The sequence below is a fragment of the Fulvivirga imtechensis AK7 genome (assembly GCF_000331535.1).
GTDB classification, from domain to species: Bacteria; Bacteroidota; Bacteroidia; order Cytophagales; family Cyclobacteriaceae; genus Fulvivirga; species Fulvivirga imtechensis.
Genome location: NZ_AMZN01000003.1, coordinates 44068 through 65752, shown reverse-complemented (window position 1 = coordinate 65752; position 21685 = coordinate 44068). Strand labels below are relative to the sequence as shown.

18 protein-coding genes are annotated in these 21685 nt (G+C 41.5%); 7 read left to right on the top strand and 11 right to left on the bottom strand.

Translation table 11 applies throughout. The features are described 5' to 3' along the window. Positions 1 to 78: 78 nt before the first annotated feature. Both C900_RS30195 and C900_RS01245 read right to left on the bottom strand, forming a co-directional pair. On the bottom strand, positions 79 to 327 hold the full coding sequence (locus tag C900_RS30195; protein WP_185113946.1) for a Rho GTPase-activating protein: 249 nt from the start codon (positions 325 to 327) through the stop codon (positions 79 to 81). A 176-nt stretch (positions 328 to 503) separates the two neighbouring features. Continuing rightward, positions 504 to 755: a hypothetical protein gene (locus C900_RS01245; protein ID WP_009577721.1), complete on the bottom strand. Its 252-nt coding sequence runs from the start codon at positions 753 to 755 to the stop codon at positions 504 to 506. Between the two features lie 191 nt (positions 756 to 946). Here C900_RS01245 and C900_RS01240 point away from each other — a divergent pair, with 191 nt between their 5' ends. Then, complete coding sequence (locus C900_RS01240) at positions 947 to 1378, top strand: helix-turn-helix domain-containing protein (RefSeq protein ID WP_009577720.1); 432 nt, start codon at positions 947 to 949, stop codon at positions 1376 to 1378. Between the two features lie 206 nt (positions 1379 to 1584). On the opposite strand, the gene C900_RS01235 is transcribed toward C900_RS01240, so the two are convergent. The 6 genes from C900_RS01235 to C900_RS30780 form a co-directional block, all read right to left on the bottom strand. Beyond that, positions 1585 to 3504, bottom strand: a complete 1920-nt coding sequence (locus tag C900_RS01235; RefSeq protein ID WP_009577719.1) for a S9 family peptidase — start codon at positions 3502 to 3504, stop codon at positions 1585 to 1587. A gap of 74 nt (positions 3505 to 3578) precedes the next feature. After that, positions 3579 to 4853, bottom strand: a complete 1275-nt coding sequence (locus tag C900_RS01230) for a hypothetical protein (protein WP_009577718.1) — start codon at positions 4851 to 4853, stop codon at positions 3579 to 3581. Positions 4854 to 5273: 420 nt separating this feature from the next. Beyond that, on the bottom strand, positions 5274 to 7358 hold the full coding sequence (locus C900_RS27965) for a M50 family metallopeptidase (protein WP_157493840.1): 2085 nt from the start codon (positions 7356 to 7358) through the stop codon (positions 5274 to 5276). After that, entirely contained in the window at positions 7330 to 9303 is a 1974-nt protein-coding gene (locus tag C900_RS01220) for a prenyltransferase/squalene oxidase repeat-containing protein (protein ID WP_009577716.1), read from the bottom strand. The genes C900_RS27965 and C900_RS01220 overlap by 29 nt, the downstream gene beginning before the upstream one ends. A 154-nt stretch (positions 9304 to 9457) precedes the next feature. Then, on the bottom strand, positions 9458 to 9586 hold the full coding sequence (locus C900_RS30785; RefSeq protein ID WP_009577715.1) for a hypothetical protein: 129 nt from the start codon (positions 9584 to 9586) through the stop codon (positions 9458 to 9460). Between the two features lie 212 nt (positions 9587 to 9798). After that, the gene (locus tag C900_RS30780) at positions 9799 to 9930 is read right to left on the bottom strand and encodes a hypothetical protein (RefSeq protein ID WP_009577714.1); all 132 of its coding nucleotides are present in this window, start codon (positions 9928 to 9930) and stop codon (positions 9799 to 9801) included. Between the two features lie 465 nt (positions 9931 to 10395). Here C900_RS30780 and C900_RS01215 point away from each other — a divergent pair, with 465 nt between their 5' ends. Then, entirely contained in the window at positions 10396 to 11151 is a 756-nt protein-coding gene (locus C900_RS01215) for a hypothetical protein (protein ID WP_009577712.1), read from the top strand. Between the two features lie 114 nt (positions 11152 to 11265). Here C900_RS01215 and C900_RS01210 read toward each other — a convergent pair whose 3' ends face one another. Next, positions 11266 to 12156, bottom strand: a complete 891-nt coding sequence (locus tag C900_RS01210) for a hypothetical protein (protein WP_009577711.1) — start codon at positions 12154 to 12156, stop codon at positions 11266 to 11268. 267 nt (positions 12157 to 12423) lie between these two features. Between C900_RS01210 and C900_RS29100 the strand changes: the two genes are divergently transcribed. The 4 genes from C900_RS29100 (at position 12424) to C900_RS01190 (ending at position 17522) form a co-directional block, all read left to right on the top strand. Continuing rightward, positions 12424 to 14337, top strand: coding sequence for an eCIS core domain-containing protein (locus C900_RS29100; protein WP_009577710.1), 1914 nt, complete (start codon positions 12424 to 12426; stop codon positions 14335 to 14337). Between the two features lie 507 nt (positions 14338 to 14844). After that, a complete protein-coding gene (locus C900_RS01200; RefSeq protein WP_009577709.1) occupies positions 14845 to 15270 on the top strand; it encodes a hypothetical protein in 426 nt (141 codons plus the stop codon). A gap of 362 nt (positions 15271 to 15632) precedes the next feature. Then, positions 15633 to 16919, top strand: a complete 1287-nt coding sequence (locus tag C900_RS29095; protein WP_083867405.1) for an eCIS core domain-containing protein — start codon at positions 15633 to 15635, stop codon at positions 16917 to 16919. 177 nt (positions 16920 to 17096) lie between these two features. Continuing rightward, a complete protein-coding gene (locus C900_RS01190; protein ID WP_009577707.1) occupies positions 17097 to 17522 on the top strand; it encodes a DUF6326 family protein in 426 nt (141 codons plus the stop codon). 736 nt (positions 17523 to 18258) lie between these two features. On the opposite strand, the gene C900_RS01185 is transcribed toward C900_RS01190, so the two are convergent. Then, complete coding sequence (locus tag C900_RS01185) at positions 18259 to 20154, bottom strand: hypothetical protein (RefSeq protein WP_040495140.1); 1896 nt, start codon at positions 20152 to 20154, stop codon at positions 18259 to 18261. Positions 20155 to 20296: 142 nt separating this feature from the next. Next, positions 20297 to 21001: a hypothetical protein gene (locus C900_RS01180; RefSeq protein WP_157493839.1), complete on the bottom strand. Its 705-nt coding sequence runs from the start codon at positions 20999 to 21001 to the stop codon at positions 20297 to 20299. Positions 21002 to 21187: 186 nt separating this feature from the next. On the opposite strand from C900_RS01180, the gene C900_RS01175 reads away from it, so the two are divergent. After that, on the top strand, positions 21188 to 21664 hold the full coding sequence (locus C900_RS01175) for a hypothetical protein (RefSeq protein WP_009577702.1): 477 nt from the start codon (positions 21188 to 21190) through the stop codon (positions 21662 to 21664). The last annotated feature ends 21 nt before the right edge of the window (positions 21665 to 21685 follow it).

Here is a 21685-nt window from a genome sequence, read left to right as displayed (position 1 = left end):
TTTCTAAAATGTTATTAAACCCTCTGGTCCTGATTAAATTTTAAAAAACCCCCGGATGGCCTGGCAGAAGAGGCTGGGTTATCTGAGCGCCAACTCAATTTCCTTTATTTTCTCCTTTATGGCATCTATTGCTTCTTCACAATTTTTCAGGCAGTGAGCAACATGATGTATCTCATCCCAGCTTTCAGTTTCATTGATAAGCGAGATAAGGTCAATATTCTTGTTCATCTGCTCCTTTAATTTGTAAAGGGAGGCTATAGACCTAGAGATGTGCCGTTTTTTCCTCATCTCCATTGAGGAATCGATAACTCTTAATCGTTCTGTCATAAATGATTTGGTCTTCACTTTCATTCTTTAGCGCGTTCACATAATTCAAAAGCTGTCTTTTAGATAGACCCAGCTCTTCTGCCAAATCATCCGGGCTGCCAGTCTGTTGGTCCTGAATGAGTTGTTTAAGACGATTAAATCTGGATAATATTTCCTGAAGGCCCACAGTAGTAGTATTAATTAAAACGTATCTGTGCTACACTGCTGCCGGTCTCCCTTTCCAGTACTTCAATGTTGTTACCTATTTGCCGGTAAACAAGATCCTTGTTAATAGCTGCATCAGGATAACGAAGCTCTAATTCTTCTAAAGCCAACCAGAACAATGAAAACTCTTTGATCTCATCAAAAAATAATTGTACTGCAAAGCTATACTTGCTTTCAGTATCCATCTCCAGTTGCGGGTAAGTTTTCTTTTCCGTAAATACCATAAAAGTTTTAAGTTTAGGAATGCATTATCGCTGCATTCATTCGTTGATTTTTCGTTAATTTGAAGTTTCAGAAAAAATTTTACTATTATTATTTACTAATTATCGTAAATTTGAAATAAATATATACGGTTATCTTGAATAATAAAATTCTTCTAGGCAATAAAATTGCTTTTTATCATAAAAAACTTAAAATGACGCAATCGGAGTTCATTGAAAAAGTGAATGAGGTTGCGGGGATCAGTTTTAGGAATGCGACCCTCTCTTCCTGGGAGAATGGTCAGTCATCACCTACAGGTGATCTATTGCCTGTTATTGCCCAAATTTTGGAGACACCTGTTTCCTACCTTTTTACAGATGAAGAGAATGAAGACATTGTTCAAGGAAACACTAATGGTAAAGCTTCGGTTGAAGAACCCCTCGACACCTACGGAAGCCCAGTTAACGTAGGTTTGTTCAAAAGAATATTTCAGGATGACCCCCAGGAAGCCTTTAATGAGCTGGTTGAAGCCTACATTGCACTTGCCAAAGCTAATGAGGAACTGAAAGCCGAGAAACAAAAAATGGAAGGCAAACTAATGGCCTCTGCCGAAATACTCAAGCAACTGATCGACATGAAGAAGTAGGCTCCTCGTCCGAAAATCATATCCATGGCCCCCTTGGTCTGTGTCCCCCCTTGGTCTGTGTCCCCACAGACCAATCTCAAAATCCGATACCACCCATATCCGCTGGCGCGCACTTGTAACGCGTGACATCTCAGCTATAGAAGGCACCCGGACAAAAGAAATTAATACCCTGCCGAAATTACCGGCAGGGATATTTCAAGCAATGATCACATTTCTGACCTGTCAACAGGTTGGCCCTTGCCCTCCTTCAGGTATTGATCTAAAAACTCCAGTATTTTTCCGTAAGCTTCGATCTGGTTATCCTTTTTGGCAAAACCATGGCCTTCGTCTTGAAACAGTACATATTCAACCGGCACATTATTCTTTTTAACCTCAGCCACAATCTCATCTGATTCCACCTGCAACACACGTGGATCTTGTGACCCCTGAAGGACCATTAATGGCTTGGTGACATTTTCAGTATGGAATAGTGGGGATATCTCATATAGTCGTACGGAATCTGCAGTATTCGGATCACCCATCTCCTTGTATAATGCATCCTTAAAAGACTCCCACCAGGGTGGAATACTTCTCAGGGTTCGAAGCCAGTTAGTCACACCGAAAATATTCACACCCACATCGAAGGCTTCGGGAGTACGTGTCAATGCTGCCATTACCATAAAGCCTCCATACGACCCGCCTATAATGCCGATCCTTTCACCGTCTATACTTTCTTGTTCAGCCAGCCAGTTTTTACCCTCGACACAATCTTTAAGATCTTCTTCACCATGCCGCTGATCGTCCATTTGGTAGAATGTCTTGCCATAGCCACTGCTGCCACGATTATTTACTGCCAGCACGGCATAACCATGGTTGACCAGGTACTGGATAAGTCCTGAATACCCCTGCCTTGACTGGCCACCCGGACCACCATGTACCCACACCAACGCTGGCACTTTGGCATCTGCAGACGCCTGCTTGGGTTTGTAATAAATGGCGGGGATCTTCACTCCATCAAAAGATTCATACCTTACTACTTCAGCGGTTACAAGGTCATCTTTATCGATTTCACTGTTGAGCGTGTTGATTAATTGCCGGTAAGCACCGGATCCGATATCGTAGACATAAAGATTAGAGGGAGTGCTGGAGCTGCCAACATAAAAACTCATCATTGATTCATCCCTGGAGATATTCACGCTGGTAATATCGCCACTCTCAAATGTGGGAAACTCAACAACCTCATTCGTTTCCGTATTCAATATTCTTATCTCATTCTTACCATCAGCATTGATCAACATTAATTGATATTTTCCACCATGAGAAAAATACGCAAAGGAAACATCCCAGTCTGCTTCAAAGGCTTTCTCGATACTTCCACTCTTCATGTCGTATTTCATCAGGTGCGAAAACTCAGATCCTGCATCTGTGAGATAATACAGGAAGTCGCTGTTCACCCCAAAATCAGCCGCACTATTACCACTCTGCGTCTGGTTGATCTTCTTTTTCTCCTTCGTTTCGAAGTTGTAAAGATATAGGTCAGAGTCATTAGTGTTAATGGCATAGGTCAGCGCCATATATTTTTTATCATCGGAGATACCACCGAAATTATATCCACTCTCCATTTCGTAAATGAGCTCAGGCTTCATTGTCTCAATATCCATTTCATACACATCCATCAATCGCTTGTCGCGTTTGTTGTACCCGTAAAAAAAGCTTTTTCCATCATGGGCCCAAGCGTAAAAAACTGCTCTTGCACCTTTATCGGGCGTAAGTTCAGTCACCTGCCCCTCCTGATCGCGCATATAAATATGGAAGATCTCATCGCCATTGTTGTCCATTCTGAATAAAATACGATCGTCTTCAGGGAAGTAAGAAATGGCATATATCGAGGAGCTGTCCGACTGACTCACCGGATTAAAAGCTCCACTATCGGTGGGGACAGTATACATATTGAAAATACCTGAGCGATTGCTAGTTACCAGCACGTTGGACTTATCAGCAGAAAAACTCCCGCCAAATACACTTTCATTGTCCATGAACTGCTCGATGGTATACTTCTTAACTTTCTCATTCTCAAATTCTTCCTTTTGCTGTGATGCACAGGCAAATAAAACTGCCGGCACCACGAAAAAATAAAGTGATCTCATTGTTATAATTATTGGTTTGGCGGTATTATACAATTATTCCCGAAAAAAGGGAAGTTAAATCATTTCAGTGGTAATTACTCGCTCCAGTCTTCATCTTCATCTTTCGTCCTTTGTTCATTGTATGGGTTGGCGTAATCACTGAGCAAATCAAACACTTTAATAAAATCTGATGTACTCATGTCGAGGCGGATGTAAGAGTACATTTCCTCCTTTGGGACCACTCCTTTTTCGTAAAGCTGATAAAGTGCTTCCCAAATGTCAGAGGGCACGGTAAAAGCAATTCTATCCCCTAGCTCCCGGATCAAATTATCATCGTCAACAAGGCTGGGTAAGGTATTTGTGGTAAAACTATTGAGCGCCTTTTTATACTCTTCCCGATGGTTATCAACGATGTTGACCAATTTCTGAAGATAGTCTTTGTGTAGCCATGCATTGTTACTTATAGCATCTTGAAACATGCTCATGATCTTTTGTGCCTTAAGACCATTTTTGTCTATTTCTGCCAATAGTTTTGCAGACATTTTGTGGCGATTTTCATAGTGCTTGCGGTAGGTGTCGGTATTAGCCGTATGAGGAGAGAGGTGAAGCTTATCCTGTATAAATGAAAATTTGTGGTTATCCTGAAGATGGTCAATTCCGGCCATATTCATAGCATATTCATTGGCGTTAACCTCATTGATGTCAATGTCGTTTGTAAAGGTTGAGGTAGTCCATTCAAGCATATCTCCTTGTACAGTGCGTCCTGGAAGTTTCTTGCCATCACGCTGGTTTACCTTATTAGAAAGTGTTTCGTTCATATAGTCGAACAGCTCTTGCTGGTTAGGATCCAACTGGTTCCCGTCAAATTCTGAGAACTTGTCATCATCTTTTTTGTCAAAACTCATGCCCAACTCATCCATCTTTTTATAAAACTCCAGCTCCTCCTTATCTTCAAATTCATAATTCCCACTAATCACCATGTTGTAGATATTCATCAGGTCAATTTCCCTTATGTTGTTCCAAATAATTGGTGATGTCTGGCCACTCTTTTTATCCTTGAAAAGCTGTACGGTGGCTGCGCTTTGGCTGTTGCCGACTGTTGATGCCCGATGTTTTGTTGGATGAAGGTTAGCTATTTTTGTTAATTGTGCAAGTTCCATAGATTCGGAGTAGTCGTCTGCTAATTTCCGGGCGGCTTTCAACTGCCGCACTTCACTGCTGTGTTCGGCGAGTTCCTGCAGCTTCTTCATTTGTGCGACTTCGGGTCCCGTGGGTATTGTACAGTGGCCATTTTTGATTTGTCTAATTCCGGCACTTATTGCTCTGGAGTGGCTGGGAGAAGTTTCTTTTTTGTCTTTGTATGCCTTCATTGTACAATGTTTTGTGTCCACCTGGCCTGGTAATATACTTTTAAACTACGAAGCCTGGCAGCATAAGCTTTGTGAATACCAGAAGTTTTAGCAGTTCAGATTTGCAAAAACAGACTTATTTTAAAAATAGTAAAGCCTAAGATAAAAATATAAAATAGATTATATGGAATAAACGAGATGATATTGAATGCACGCTTCCGGAGCTCCCTCCATGGTCTGTGTCCCCGCAGACCAACCCCGAAAACAGACCCATTTCACGTTGATAACTCTCCTTTTAACACCGCGCATAGTTGTTGGCAAAAAGTATCGCAAGTAATTCGCGATGATGGCCTATGAGCACACAGGCCATGGTTTAACAGCATGAAGGAGGTGCCTGAGAGCATGAGATACACCATGCAGGCGGATTTATGCTCGGATCAGTTAATAACTATCCTTTATTAAATCATCAATCCCATACACCCTCATCACCGTATCCTGTTCTATGGCGAAAACTTTAGGTACTGTTTTGGTTAGTCTTAAAAATTCATCCTGAGCTATTTCGAGTGTTGCAAAGTCAATAGGATTTTTTGCTTTTAACCTGCTGAGATCATTCGTCATTCCTGTAATGGTAACTCCCAGCACCTTGGCCGGTCCCTTTTTTTGCAACTCATTCATACGAGGAATGGCCTCTTCACAGTGCGGACAGGATGGTGAAAAAAGAAATAAATAGTCATAACCGGCCAATGCGCTGTGATCGGCAACCGGCAACTCAGTTATGGCCTTTCCTTCGTTTTGTAGTGCAAAATTGCGTACATGTTGTCCGTTGATTCTATAAACCAGATATGACAAAGAAATTACCACCACCACAGAGAGCGCCAGTTCTTTTACCAGTTGCAGTTTTATGTAGGCATGGCGCATAACGTAAACTGATAACACAACCAGTATTAAATTCTTAGCAAACGATAGATAGTAGTTATCTGAATTGAGAACATCAAAAGCACCAAAACAGCTACAAGTTTCTATCCCCAGGAAAAAATAACCAATGGTATAAGCTACAGACATGAGGGCTATGAAAACAACAGACACTCGCGCAATCCACTTCCGTTTCAGCAACAGCATAAAGCCAACGGCCAATGCAAATTCGGTGATAAGAATTAAATAGGGTATGAATTCAAAGGGCAGTTGGTACAGCGCTATTTTTCTGGTAAATGATTCAAAACTCAGCGCTTTTCCCGCTGCAGACAATAAATAGACTGTAGCCAGGAGCATACTGGCGGCAAGGCTCAGCAATTCCCTCTTCCGGTCTTTTTGTATCGGAGGAATAGTTCTTTTTATAGTACTTACGGCCAGCCGTATCAGCAGCACATAAAACAGGAATGGGAGTAAGAGGGTTTGCAGCTTTAGGAGATCAAAATCCTGTTGTGTTAATATATTATACTTAATGAAGTAAAATGCATCCAAAGGAAAATTAAGGATGGAATTTGGTGAGTAGATCAAAATGGCTCCAAGAAAGACAACTATGATTGACATACTTATCGCTGCGTACAAGGCCAATAACAGCCCCTTTAATGACAACTGATATGCTGTCCCTTTAAGTAGTTTTTCCAGCAGCCTTTTAAATGACAGGTTAGAATTACTTCTAAGATTGGCTATACCGGTAAGATCGGAAAGCACCCAATATCCATCCGTTCTGAAGAAAGGGTTGAGATTGATCAACAGGCTGTACAATCCAAGAAGATACATAAGAACCAGGAAGTCAATCCGATGGGTACTAAGGTATAATACGGCAAAAATGAATGCAGTGATCACCTGCATGTATATTCCAGCCAGGTTAACTATTATTCTTTCCCCTTTCTTCAACTTCCAAATAGCAGAGACATCGGCATACATCACCGGAGAAAAAAGGTAAAAACCGAATCCAATGCTTCCGTGTTCTGCACCGAACCGCTTGCAGGCGGCCGCATGTCCAAATTCATGAAAAAAAACCGTTAGCGCCGAAATAACTACATAAGGAATCCACTGGCTAATACTCAATGTACCTATTACCGTTTCAATGGTGTCGTAATATGCAATTCCCACTATTGAAATGAATATAAGAGCACTTAAAAAAATATAGTAAAACAAATTTTTTGAGAACAATGGGGCTAACAGGTTCGTAATGGGGTCAATCCATTCCTTTCTCAGCAGTTCAAAACTTAGCTTAAGGTAGGCAGGCTTTCCTTTTATTTTATATTCAAACTGCTCGTTTTCGATAATATGATATTTGCCAAGTTTTTGGTACAGGATATCATATACGTTTTCGGGCTCTACTTCTGTATCATAGTTCTTTGAATAGCGAGTGGAAATATCCGCAATCGTACTTTTGCCATCCACCAAATTCAACAGATTATATGTCTGCTTATTAATACTTATCCTATGATTTAAGGCTTTATGTTCTACTATATAACCGCCGTTATCGAATGGAGTAATACTCAGGTAAGGCGATTTGACAGGGATTTCACCTAACATTGCTACTTGCCCCTTCATGTTTAACTAATGATGCCGTACAAACAACGGAGGTGAATAACCGATGAAAATCCTCAACAACAATATTGGTTCCGCGATCAGACTTCATCCATCTATGTGATGGATCTTGAGGAAATTTAATTCCGGGATGTGGTATCCTCAGGGAATAATTACCAGGCCATGATCCATCTTCCATTTGGTTTTCCAAAAGTGTGGACGCCAATTTTTGAATGGGCTCTTTCCATTCATCCTTTTCAATTTTTGAATCAAAGACGCAGTCCAACAATACTCCCATGTAAAAGTAGTTGGATGCCGACTTGCCTGTTAGTCCGGTTTTAACATATCGATCCAAAATCGGATTGCACAGCTTCAGGACCTCATCGTCATTGATCAATGTGGCCCCTTTGATCAGAAATGATAACGTATAAATAAAATCTGTCCACCAATATGAGTGGTGGTGCTCTGCATGCTTAAGGTTATCAGATAAATAGTCTTTTAGCCTGAAAAAGTGATCATTGAAAATGCCGGCCCGGCATAGATAATAATAAGCCGTAGCACTGACACAGAAATGTGACCTTAGCCAACCTTCAACATCATTCATTGCATCATTATTTAAGGAAGCCAGAATAATCTCTTTGTTCAAATAAGTTCTGAAGCCTCCATCGGAATTTTGAAATTCCAACCATTGATGCAAGCTGTTTTCAGCAACTCCATTCCCTAAGCAAAGTTGAGATAGCATTGCAAATGTAGTGGAATCAGCATCAGCAACCCAGCGGCTGTTGTAGCCCCACAGGTTGTTATTGCTCATCGCTTGCAGCAGAAAATTCGATGCCCTGTCAAGATGGCTTCTGTACACTTCATAATATTCTTTCGGAAATGCTGATAGTATGAACGCTGTAGCCCATGTATCACTAACCCCTGCTTCATTAAAATGATCGTTCCAGCTCCCATCCTTATTTTGAGCATTGATGATAAACTTCAGCGCTGAATTTATCTGCTCATTTGGTGAAACCGAAGAACGTTTGACACCGGAAAGGTTATTCTTTGTATCAAAGACTTTTATAAAACCATCCAGGTTTAGTTGGTCTGAAATGATGGTATTTCGCATCTTTTGCATTTCAAACTTCCACTGTTCAGCATTCAGCATATCTACAGATTTCTCGGCCTGCTCAATATATGACAGTGCCTGATCTTGTAGCTTCCGGATGGTTCCATTTAAGTATAATTTTGTCTTTAAGTCTCTTATTGTGCTCTCCTTTATCTCAGTTTCTGTTAGCTGTTTTCTAAGCTCAAAGCCCACAATATTGAATTGACCATTTTCCATATCTTCTTTGAAATCAGCTATATCATCTAATATCTGAAAGGCAGCATAAAAGCATTTATGTGAGTTCAGTACCTTTTCGTATGATGCTTTGTTTTGGCACCCGGACAAAAAGAAGAGGCTGTCGATGGCTATTTTTCCAAAAGCACATTTAAAGTCGGCCAGGGTTTCAAACTCCTCGTAGGTTCGTATGTTATGCGACTCCTGGTCAATCTGGTAGGCTTTTACATATTCAAACTTCCGCTTGTTCCAGGCTTTCCAAAATGGATGATTAGAATCAAACAATTCGGAGAGCAATTTTACCGTCTCCTCCTGACATATATTGGCCAAAATGTAGTTTTGAAATGGACTTTGTGCTTCCTGACTATCAAATATGACGTCTATATTGACTATGGACTTAAAGTACAAAAAGCCTGCAAGAGATAATAGGTCCAACGTTTGCTTATCATGAATATTAAACTGCTCGCTAAACAGGTAGGGATAATATGTATAATAAACAGGGTTTTCATCAATGAAGGCCATGTCAAGAATACCTCCGGCAATTTGTTTCGGAAATTCCTCCTTTTCGACATAGTCTTTTAGTAGACGGACAAAATCTTCTTTAAGCTTAAGATGATTTCTGGTGAATATTTTAGTACTTAACATGGATTGGGAGTTGGTTTCAGTATTTTTATATCCGCAACAGCTTCTGATGCAGGGCATTCCGCGGTATAAATGATACCTGTTCTAAAAGAAAACCACAGCAGGGTATTGATACAAAATCCCGGCAAGGTAGAATGCCGGGACCCGAATAATAGACTTAGAATTCTTGGATATAGCAGATTCCTCCGCTTTCGCATTCTCCACCTACAGCCCATCTTCCCATTTCCAGTCTTTGCTCTAATTCCTCAACTTTAAATTCCTTTTTGTCGTTGTTTTGCTTTTTCATATTTGATCATTTAATAATTTCTCCTACTCTTTTAAGGCTTTTCGGAATCCGCCTTTAATTAGTGTTTGTAAGAAAACTCTAATGGCTTTAAGAAAACATTTCCGCCAAAGGGCGGGACAAAGTGCCAAAAAGTGGAGCGTACTGAGGTACGTGAGCATTTTTGGGGCGAGCGTAACGCAGACATTGGCGTTTTCTTAGAGACACTAATTAGATTATCTTTCCAGCATCTCACACTCAGGTGAGCCGGGGCCTGCCAGGTTACATTTTGTTTGTGCCCATGAGGCCATTTCCAGCCTTTGCTCTAGTTCTTCAATTTTAAATTCTTTGATTTGTTGATTTTCCATAGCTTAAAAGTTTAGAAGCAGATCAGCATGTTTTTACCTGCCAACATCAAAGTTATTGTTTTCGGAGGCTACAGAAATCACTGAAAACATGGATAAAAAAAAATGCTTAGATTCCGTTATTTTTAACTACCGGAAAGGCGAAGGGGGCAAGTTGGCGTGACTTCAGAAGTTGTGAAAGTGACAGTTCCGGGAGAGAAAAAGCAACTCATTAGGTGCGTGTCTGCCTGTGAGCAGCAAGCACACGTTCGACCAAGGCAGATGCAGCCGTTAAATTTAGTGCAAAAGCGAATCCCCAGGTGAAAACTGATCGCACCTCCTACTGTGGAGCTTAATTTGACGGTTATGATCAGTCACAGATTGTGGTGAGGGGATTTTCCTACACGATACTCACAACTGAGGCCAAATTGACTATAGCTTTTAAAACTTAATAAATCTATATTGCTATATGATTTAATGAATACAGCTATGAAATTACCATTATCCATTTTTGCCTGTCTGCTCTTACTATGCTCATGTGGTGAAGTACGTGAAGAGATCACCTTCCACAAAGATGGGAGTGGAACCTATGATGTTTCAGCCAACACCATACCGATGATGCGGCAAATGATGGAGGCGACTGTGCAAATGACTGCCCCGGAAGGAGAAACCATGGACAGTGTCGCCATGGCTGCCAAAGTTGAGGAGATGGTTTGGAAGGATTTTCCTGATAAAATAGACTCTGTTATATCCCTCGAGTCTGACCTTACCCCCGATATGCGCAACGACCCGGAAGTGATGGCGCTGTTCAACAAAACCACTGCTTATATGAAAGGAAGCAGACAGGAAGGCTTTATCAAAACAGGAGTAAAATTTGACTTTGATAACAGTGAAGAGTTTCTGTCTTTCATGAAAATGATCGAAGATAAGAGTCAGGAAGAAGAGCAGAAAAATCCACTGGGCAAGACAAAAACGGAATTAATAGTTACTCCGAACTCATATGTAAGAACCGTTGCATATACTGACAGGCCTGACAATGATGACGAATCCACAGCATTGGCTCGCATGATGTTGCAGGACATGAGTATGCTCACTGTGCTTAACTTTCCAAAAAAGATCGACAAAGTGGACCTGGTGCATTATAAAGTTGTAGAACGATCGGAAAGGTCCATTATACTGAAGTTTGATATGCTAAAAGCCCTTGAAGGTGACGAAAAGTCGGAAATCAGGGTTACGTTGAAGTAGATTTGTTCTATCTAGGAAACTCATCAGATGAGTATGCCATTTGTTGCTTCACTTAAGGTGCGGTGGCATGGGAAAGGCACGCGTAAAAATGCGTGCCATTCAGGCATTAGTGCCCTACTCTTTAAACCATCCACAATAACCCGAATAACTATGATAAGCAGAAAATACCGTATATGGAATATAATACCCGATCCTGTCATAGCCACTCAATTGTACACTGCCGCCATTCCTGCTATCCAAAGTTGGGGAGTAATCAAAAAGGTAGTGTTGGTCAAATTTGACAAGGCCATCTTTTTCAAGCCTGAGCCACAGCCATCCAAACTCATTAGCATGTATGGTTAGCTGAATGGGTCCTCCACCATATCCGATTAAAATAGGCGAAGGAGCTACATTATTTCTCAAAAACGAAGCAGACGAGCTTGCTGTTACCGTCACAGATCTCGGATTTCCGTTAGATGGAGGATTTATCTGATAATGTAACGTCACACTTTGACCCACACCAGATAAGCGATAAGTAACTCTCCCGTGTCCTACATTATTAGGAGCATTTGCACCAACGTCAGTCACTCTGATCATATCCGAAAGATTCACCGACACCCACTGAGTAGTATGTTCAGGAGCCCTGTTCCCAAAATTCAGGCTGCTGGTTGTACTTGTATTTCCTGAGTAGTTCCAATTTTTATATACACTTCCCTCATTGCTGGAATAATATGGTGGTGGAACGGAAAACTCCTGGATGGAAGCATCAGTATTGCCACTGGATTTTTTTCCCGTACTAACCAGGTAGAGTTCATCTGACAAAGCCTTCATTTTTGCTAATAGTTCATCGGGATCCTGACTTTGTCCGGATTCTTCGATATTAGATTCTATGATGGAGACTACTTCATCACCTTGATGATCGGTGCTCATAAGATCCTCCTCCTGAGCACAGGATGAAAAAATGGCAACACTCAGAATAAATAGCCATCCCGAGTGGCCTAAGAATTTGTTTTTGTTGGTTTTCATTTAATTGTTCATTTAATGTTTATCATACCCCAACGTTATCTAATAAGCGGAATTAATGAAGTATCAGTGCGTCAAAAATTTTAATAATTGGCCGGAAACAAGTAACAGGTTTCATCCCCAATTTCGGTGAGAAACCCTGAAAGATGATGGTGAATCCGGTCTGATAGTGAAAAAATACTGTAGGTTTATTAACTTACATGAGACCAATAGGTAAGTGGGTAGCAGTTGGCAGTTGGGCTGAATACAGTCAAAAACAATAAGAGCAATATGAATATTCAAACTAAGAAGAGTCAGGTGATCAAAAGCCAACCTGCCGCCAATAGAACCTCCCCGGACCAGCGTCCAGGCGGTACTTCTTCATTTGTAGACAACCGGCCAGAAGCCATTGCTCAAAGAAAACTTCAGCAGTCGGCCAATAACAGCCCACAAGTAAAACAAGTTGCCCAACTGCAGGCGGTGATGCATGATCAACAAAAGCCCACCTTACAGAAGAAAGAAAACAATACCGGGCTGCCCGACCAGTTAAAATCAGGTATCGAAAGCCTGTCTGGTTACGCTATGGACGATGTAAAAGTCCATTACAATTCGGATAAGCCGTCACAACTGCAGGCTCATGCCTATGCACAGGGAACAGAGATCCATATTGCTCCCGGTCAGGAAAAGCACCTGCCGCACGAAGCCTGGCATGTCGTACAGCAAAAGCAGGGCAGGGTGAAACCTACTACACAGCTACAGGGAAAGATCAATGTCAATGATGATGCCGGATTGGAGAAAGAGGCGGATGTGATGGGAGCGAAAGCTTCAGCTTTTAATGTAGCTCATGGAGAGAGTTTGGAGTTAGACACTAATGATCAAAGTAACGTTGCTCAAAATCGTTCGTGGACGATAAGGACTGGAATAGCTCAACTATCGGGTAAGGTCGTACAGTTCTACCAACCGGGTCAGGAGGAAGTGGGTCAGCAGTTTCAGATCCAAACATCGTCAGGGTGGACGGTGGGCACTTTGGACGGCATTAGTACGGGTGGTTTTCAATTTACAACACGGGAAGGGGTACCGGTGGTAATCCCCCATGACGAACATGAAAGGATAAGGCCCACTGTAGGTTTTACGTCACCTTCCGGAATGGATCTAGAGGAGTCTTCAACTTCCAATCCATCCAAACCATACCCTTCGATGCAGCAAGAGTATACTGGCTGGACGCCTGAGATGACACATCATGAGGTATCAACACCATTCGGGCCGATAAACGTGCGGCATAACAGAAAGGCACCTTATATAACCACCAATACTACCCAGTATCCTGATACTTCCGTACGTGTAGATTATAAAGACATTGTAACCGCGCTAAGAAAGGAAGGTATAGGTGACAGTGAGATTGCGGAAATTTTATTGATGGCAAAAGAAGATGGTTTAACCAATCCAAACGCTATTCGGGCGGCTGCCATGCTTATAGCAGTGGTATACCTGGCAGAAGAATGGCGAAAGCAGGGTGCCGCTAAAATATTCAGAGCCATTCTAAGACTGATTGTGTCAGGTAAGCTTACCTTGAGCGATATTCCAAGGGTATTCGAGTTTGTAAGCAGTGCCAAAAAAGGTCGGGAGCAGGTAGCGCGCATCCACCAGGTTTTATCAGGAAAGCTATCTGTAGGGTCACTTGACGAGGAGGATCAGGCGATTCTTGGTGCCATGTCTCCATTACATCATGGAGATGTGGATAGTGATGATGATTTGAGGGACATCAAAGAGAAGGATTTTAAGCACGGGCGTGCCTGGGGTGAACATGGAGAGAAGGCGCGCAAAGAGAAAATTGACCCAAAAAATATATTCAAGATTAATGGGGTATTCTACAATATTGCGGATCCGAGGATAGCACATGACGGACAGTGTTTGTGGGATACCCTGGAGCTCTTTGGTGTCGCACGGGCGCACTTACAAAATGCTGCCGCTAATATTGACGGGGTTGGGTATGGAGGTTACGTAGATGTTGATCAGCTTAGGGCAATTGTGGGTTATCTAAATGCCAATGGATATAGTTTGAGGTTAGAGTTGAATACCTTTGGTTATGATGGTAAACCCGGAGGCCCTACTACTGTTATCGGAGATGGAGCCAATACATTCCGCTTAGGGTTGGTTTATGACCCTATCAACGGGCTTGGACACTTTATTCCTGCTTTAAACTAGATGCTATCAACCTCTCTCTTTAGAATAATTGACCGGACAAAACCTTCCTTCTTTGAGTGCCTAGCAAGACATGCGATCGGTTTAAGCATCTTTTTTGACAAGATACCTGTTCCAAACTTTTACAGTTTTAATGAATGTACCAATTGTTTACCAACGTTGCCCTGATTCTGTGACCACTTGAATTTCGATGGTAAGAAAGCTTTACTAGTCCTTAAAGGCTTAGTAAAGCAGGTTAGCCTTATATTTTCTGCAATTAAATGCTATTGTTTGTAACAAAAGATATGGGTAATTGTCACCTCTGGAATCATATTCACAAAAAGACTTACCCCGTACTAGCATGTCAGATCATCAGCTTCCCTTCATTGTCAAAATAAGAAATTTCGAGAAACGAAGGCAATTTGGAGCTTCTACCCCATGCTGTCAAGCCATGGATTTGTCCAACGTAATTTTACATAAACATTTAATTAAATCAATCAAAATGCATATTTTTGACAAAAATATATTCTAATGAAACTGGGTTTTTTTCTATTCCTCAATTTATTCGGCCTTCCATTGCTAGCACAAACAGAGACTACCTTCAAAATCAATGAAGGTTTTTCATCCAATTCCAAGACTGGTGCATCGCACGCTTTGATGGTCAATTTAAATGGCGATATTGAACAGTTGATCAGTCATCTGCAGAAAGATTTTGCCAAAAAGGGCAGCTATACGGTAAATGACGGCACTAATCGCGACCTCTTTTTTTACAACATTTTAATTCCGGGACTTGGCGAGGAAAAAGCTACATTTAATTTAAGATCCATCTCAAATGGCAATAAGCATATCATTACCATTACTTGTAGAGGCAAGAAAAAGAAAGATTTCTTAAAAAAAGGTTCTGACAGCCAGCCGGTAGTCCGGGAGTATCTGGAAGGTGTACTCAGGATGATCTGAAACTGTGACTTTGGTGGTCTTCTTTCTTAATGTTTTCACCAACGAAACCACAGCCACACCCACACCCCATCTTACCACTCCAATTCAATACTAAAAGATTAAACACACGACCGGACCCTGTGGCTTTACTAAACTTCCAAAGTTTGGTAAAGCTTCTCTTCTATGCCTGGAAAGCTTTACCAATCCTTAAAGGCTTAGTAAAGCAGGCCTTCGTTAGCACTCCCACTCAATACTAAAGACTAAGGATTCATAAGTATAATTCTTGAAAAATGCAGCGGGTTTATTAACTTACATCAGAGGAGGAACGGGATAGGACGAAGTTGTTTGAAGAGGCAAATAATGATCTACACAAAGAGGAAGCAATGAAAGCTCGTGCTGACAATACACAAAAGAACAAAAGCCAATCCGTTGCCAATAACAGTTCTCAACATAAAAGTGGTATCGCTACTTCTCAGTTTATTGATAACCGGCCTGAGGCTGCCGTCCAAAGAAAGCTTCAGGCATTAGCTAACAATAGCCAGCAGGTAAAGCAGGTTGCCCAACTGCAGGCGGTGATGCATGATCAACAAAAGCCCACCTTACAGAAGAAAGAAAACAATACCGGGCTGCCCGACCAGTTAAAATCAGGTATCGAAAGCCTGTCTGGTTACGCTATGGACGATGTAAAAGTCCATTACAATTCGGATAAGCCGTCACAACTGCAGGCTCATGCCTATGCACAGGGAACAGAGATCCATATTGCTCCCGGTCAGGAAAAGCACCTGCCGCACGAAGCCTGGCATGTCGTACAGCAAAAGCAGGGCAGGGTGAAACCTACTACACAGCTACAGGGAAAGATCAATGTCAATGATGATGCCGGATTGGAGAAAGAGGCAGATGTGATGGGCCGCAGGGCATTAAATGCCCCCACTCAGGAAAATGAAAATGCACGCCTATCTGCCGGTGGCAACTCGGCATACGTTGCGCAACGTAAGGTACGCCTGGGGTTTAAACCATTAAACTCAATAAATGACATACCCGAAGAGAATAGGCCGGAGCTTTTAGCATTACTTAATGGACAGGATGGCGTAACCACCCTTGAAGGGGCCTTTGCCAGTAAGCATACATTCTGGTTCAGAGGAAAACCTGGAAGTTACACATTAACTATAATGGAGCCGGAAAAAGAAGAAGAAGCCAAAGTTGAGGAAGGACCAAAAGCTACAAGCAGTATTTCAACAAGCAAACCTGCTGTGGACACTATTACATACGTGGCAGGAGATGAGATTGTCTTTGCTGACAGCACGACCGGTTCACACCATCTTGAAATAAGCGGCTTGATAGGCTGTGTCGGCATCATTTTGGAAAAAAATAGTGGCAGTACTATTCAGGTAGCCGCTACGCATTTATTGGATAAACATTATACAGGTGGAGATACTCCTACCATGGACGCGGGCGGATACCGGGTTATTGATGACTTACTGGCAAGAGTCGGAGTAAGCGCAAGTGCGGTGGGCTCGGGTGGTGTTACTATGACACTTGTTGTGTCTGGTGAGGTCCAGATAGACAAAATGCGCAGACTTGTGAGTAGGTATATTTCAGAAAAGGGCGGTGAGGCTACGGATTTTGGTATGCCTACCTCAAAGGTGTATTACTCTGTTATTCCCGGTTAAAGCATTGAAAATTTTCCATCTTAATATTTCTATTATAGAAATTGCAGGCTGCCAGAAAGTCCTTGAAGGCTTAGTAAAGCAGGTTAGCCTTATATTTTCGCAATTAAACGCTATTGTTTGTAACAAAAGATATGGGCAATCGTCATAGCTGAAAATCATAATCACAAAAAGACCTAGATGCTTACCGACTACAAAATTAATGTGAAGCTAAAATTAGCGGCACTATGGACATCGCTGATGTTCCTTTACATTTACTGTGATTATTTTGAGCTAAAAACTCCGGGCAAAATTGAGTCGCTTATTAACCTGCACACCCCTGTTGGGGAAGCAACGCCAAAGCTTTTAGTGATCTTTTCCCTAATCATGATCGTGCCTACGCTTATGATCTGCCTTTCCGCCCTGCTCCGGCCAAAGCTCAACAAATGGCTGAACATTGCTGTTGCTACTGCTTTGTCCTGTATTTCACTTCTTATTTTAACCGGCAACCTGACCAACTTTGACCCTTGGTACCTGTTTTATGGCCTTTACCAGGTAGTAGAACTTGTTGTTTTGGGAATAATTATTTATTCTGCCTGGAGGTGGCCAAAAGTGGCAATAAGTTAAACAGGCCTGCCTTTGCCGGCTGTAATTTACGGATGATTGAAGGGGGCACGCGTTAAAAAAAGCCGAGTAGGTAAGGGGAATTTCACCCTAAACCTCTCACAGAACCGTACGTGACAGTCTCCCGTCATACGGCTCTTGTTATACAGATCATAAAGTTACAAAACCTTTTCCCCAGTGATAAAAGGTTGGATTTCCCCTCTGTACATCAGAGTATTCTCCTTTGTTGCTCCCATGCTCCTCCGGAGGATGGCCACAAACAACCAGCATTACAGAAGGGTTTCCCGAGTTCCGTATATAAGCCTGTATAAAAGTCACGCCTCCTTCATGACGACAGCCGCATAGCCGGTAATCAGGTAACTGCTATACTTTTCCCTTGGTCGCGCGAGACCTTTCGGTTTTGACTGTGATTCGCTTTTTCGACACTTCATCAGAGGTTCATTCTCATTCGTCTCTTTTTAACTTACCTGACTCCTAATCAGAGCCTTTTCCTTAACCGCTCAATACCAGATGATTACTCATCCAGCACCGTAAGGTGGTTTGAAGGCTGCTCCTGAAAGCTTGCCTCCGGTGAGCCAATGCGCCCTGAACTGCTTCTCAGGACCTTTCCACCATCTTATATACAGCATGTGAAAGAACTAAATATAAATAAATATATTCCGAGTCTTTCTCTTCTCGGCACACCGCGCGCCAGCGGAGGTGCATTTGCAATGTAAGCCTGCTGAAGTTTCTTCTATTTCTAAATTGAAAACTGAATTCCCTTGCCAGCCCACTTGACCACCGATTTGTTCTGAACGCCATTTATTTTAAAGAGAATTGGCTCTATAGTCAAAGTCATTTCTTCGGCCTGATACTCCCCTTTTGCTTTCCCGAAGAGAATTAATTCTTCTTCTGGCTTCAGATCAATAATTCCTGATAGGGAGCCTGCGGCAATTGAAGGTCCGATTATGGTATAGAAAAAGCTACAGCCCGTCAAAAATTTGGGATCTTTATACATCTCATGTAGAGGACTTGCATTGATAGACGCGTTATACTTAATTGGAGATAAATTGGCCTTTATCAGTAAATTCTCACCTTTATTCTCAGCTACTACTGAAAGTCTCGATTGCTGCTTCGGAACTTCTATGTTAATCTCGCTATTTGTGGCTTTACTATATTCAATTTGGCATAAGAAAACGTAGCCCAGATCCATGGGCTGGATGTTAATTTCTGACTTTAATTTATATCCAATATTACCAGAATAATCTAAATCAATAGCTGACAGATCAGGTGAGAAGGTGAACTTGTTAAATTGTAGCCTGGCATCACCATTGCCTTCTGTATAGCCACTAAACTTCCCGAGAGCGGCAAAATTGTTGGCTTCACGCCAAACATTACACGCTGCTATTTCCGATTCTTGTAAAACATTGTGAGCAGTCTTCGCCAATTCATATTTGATGTTATCCGCTGCTACTTTTGCCTCTTCAGCGGTATTGCAGGCAGCTCGGTTGGTTAAGCAAACCGGATCATCAGTACTTACTACTTTACATAGCGGGCATATGCCTACCGTAATTGTCCTTAAACAAGACCAATCGCACTTATCACGTTTATACCTTTTGTAGGTAAATGGTTTTCTTACTTTTTGGCAATCAATTTTACTTTTCTCCACCTCAACTGTCGAGCTAAATGGTTGTCTGTTGGAGCTGATTTTGCTTTTGATTTTTATCACCTGAGAAAGGGATTCGTTCAGAATGCTGGCTAGCTCTGATTTTTTTATATTGACCACCATACCCTTGTTTGGTGCTGCACTTTCAAAGGCTGACGACCACTGATTTTCAAATTTACCTTTGAAAATCTTAAAGAGCGTTTTCACGTCTGAGCTGGAGGTTGTTGTCACAACGGATAAGTCTTGAGGTGGGAGGTCCGATGTTCCCAGCTCAACGAGTAGCAAAATCCCATTTTTATCGATAAGCATGCAACTGCTTTTCAGCTTTCGATCTATAATCGACACGGGAGAAACTACTTCAGTTGAAGCGCTCTGAAACAACTCCTTCGGGTCCACTTTCAAAGGTTCTTTCCAGGCCACGTGAACAGAGGATGGTTTTTTGAGCAATAGTCCATTAATGTTTTCTATGAAATTGGCCACTATAGGTCTGATCAATTTCGACAGAGCCTTCTCTGGTAAACCAGGTTTCTCTGTAAAATCAATGTCTGTAATGTTCAAAGTTTGAAAAGCGCTCCTGAAATGCAGTGAATCGCTAGCGCTTGAAACTGAAGTAAGGCCAAGCATTTTGCCCTTCACAACGGCATGATATTCGTTTAGCACCAGTTTGAAATTGGCTTTGGTTACAATCGTCTGATGGCTAAAGTCTAATTCCGGTTCAAATGAAAGAATCTCCAGTGTGCCATCGGAATATTCTTCGGCAGCCTTTTTGATCTCATCAGGCAGGTACTTGTCCAACACATCACGGCCGATAAAAGCCCCTATGTGTGGTGTAATATTATCTATTAAAGCGAGATTTTGTTTAATAGAGGCAATTTGCTGGTCCGTGGTAGTCAGAGGTGGGAAGTATTGATTGATAAGTCTGACTAGAGGCTTACACCCTGAGAATGTTGCCAGAGTAGTGAGAATGGATATCTGTAAAAGTCGTTTCATCGGTTGATTGATTATGTTTAAGAAATTTTTTCTAACTACAGAACTGTTGCAATATAGCGTCATGGTGCAAGTGCACTACACTCTTGCGGCAAGACTTGTCGTTCCATAGTTCTTTTTTCGATAGTTATTTTTTACTTCTTTACTAATTGGACTTAAAAAATTTAGGCTCTAATCCTATTCCAAATCCCCACCACCTTTCTCTATTATAGATCCATTCTTTTCCAACAGAAGAAGTCGCTATATCAAACCCAACGGGCACAAATGTGAAGGTAAAGTTGTTGTAAGTATAATTAAGCGTCAGCGCAGTGGAGATAAAGAGTTGCTTACTTGCAGTTCCCTTAGCTAAAAAACCTCTAGTTTGCAGAGAATCCAACTCCTCAACTGATGGTGCGAGCCATATCCCTCCATAAAATTTGTGTGTTGATTTCTTTCCGGAAGCAAAATATCTTTCTGTTTTCCATCTACCTAAATCAAGATTTAACCCCACATTAGTTATTCCGGAAGTAGCATTTGTTCTAAATTCATCCAACTCAGGTCTTACTTTAAAGGGTACAGTAGTTATTGAAATAGGCAGGGGTTTAAAATGTCCTTTATTAAATATTGAATGCCACTCGTTTATTGCCAGCACGTCATATCTTTTTAATTTAACCTTTATTCTCAAGAGTAGGGAGTCATTACTTTTATTATATCCAGATAAAGTTAAAGTGTCTTTATTTGATTCAACCTCTATTACATGGTCAAGCTGGTGGTTTTTTGAATAGTCGCTGAGCATGTAAGCGTCTTTTGTTTGACTAAAACAAGTAAAGCTTGAGAATAAAATCGTCAGGAGGGTTAATTGCTTTTTCATAGTATTTGTTTTTTAAATGATAAAGGTACTTCCAAAACAGCTTGCCTTCCACAGGAGAACCCCTGAATATCGAATAGGAAAAAGCCTGAGAATAATTATAATTATCCTGTTTCTTCCACACCGGCTAGGTTAATGGTACTGTTGAGCTTAACTTGATGAAATTGTTACACTAAACACTTTTTTATCATGAACGACAAAAATAACAACAGCGCACTTGGGATCGATAGCCAACCTATTGACAAGAAGAAAGCGAATGAGATCATTGGCACATATTGCAAGTTGAATGGAAATATCAGGCGTTACCTTAGGCGCAAACCGGCTTCAGATGAGGAGCAAGAGATGGTTGATAGATTCAGAGATCACAAGGCGAAGTTCAATGCTTTTGTATTTGAAAAAGATGATATCCTGCGTTTTTTTGACAAAGAATTAGGAGCAACTCACCTAATGATAATTCTAGGAGCTCATTCTGAAAAGGAAGTTTCACAAGATGAAGACTTCAAGAAAGGATCTTTTACGATTGTAGCGGCTGGCTGTAAACATGGTGGAGGAACAACTTACAGCTCCCTGCCACTAAACGAACCTGCTACAGAGTATCCCCCCAAGCTGGTAAGGTCTACGCTTGATAACATCCATGAGAATTTACTATTTATTGTTGAAGAATAAATAATAAATTTATGTATCCAG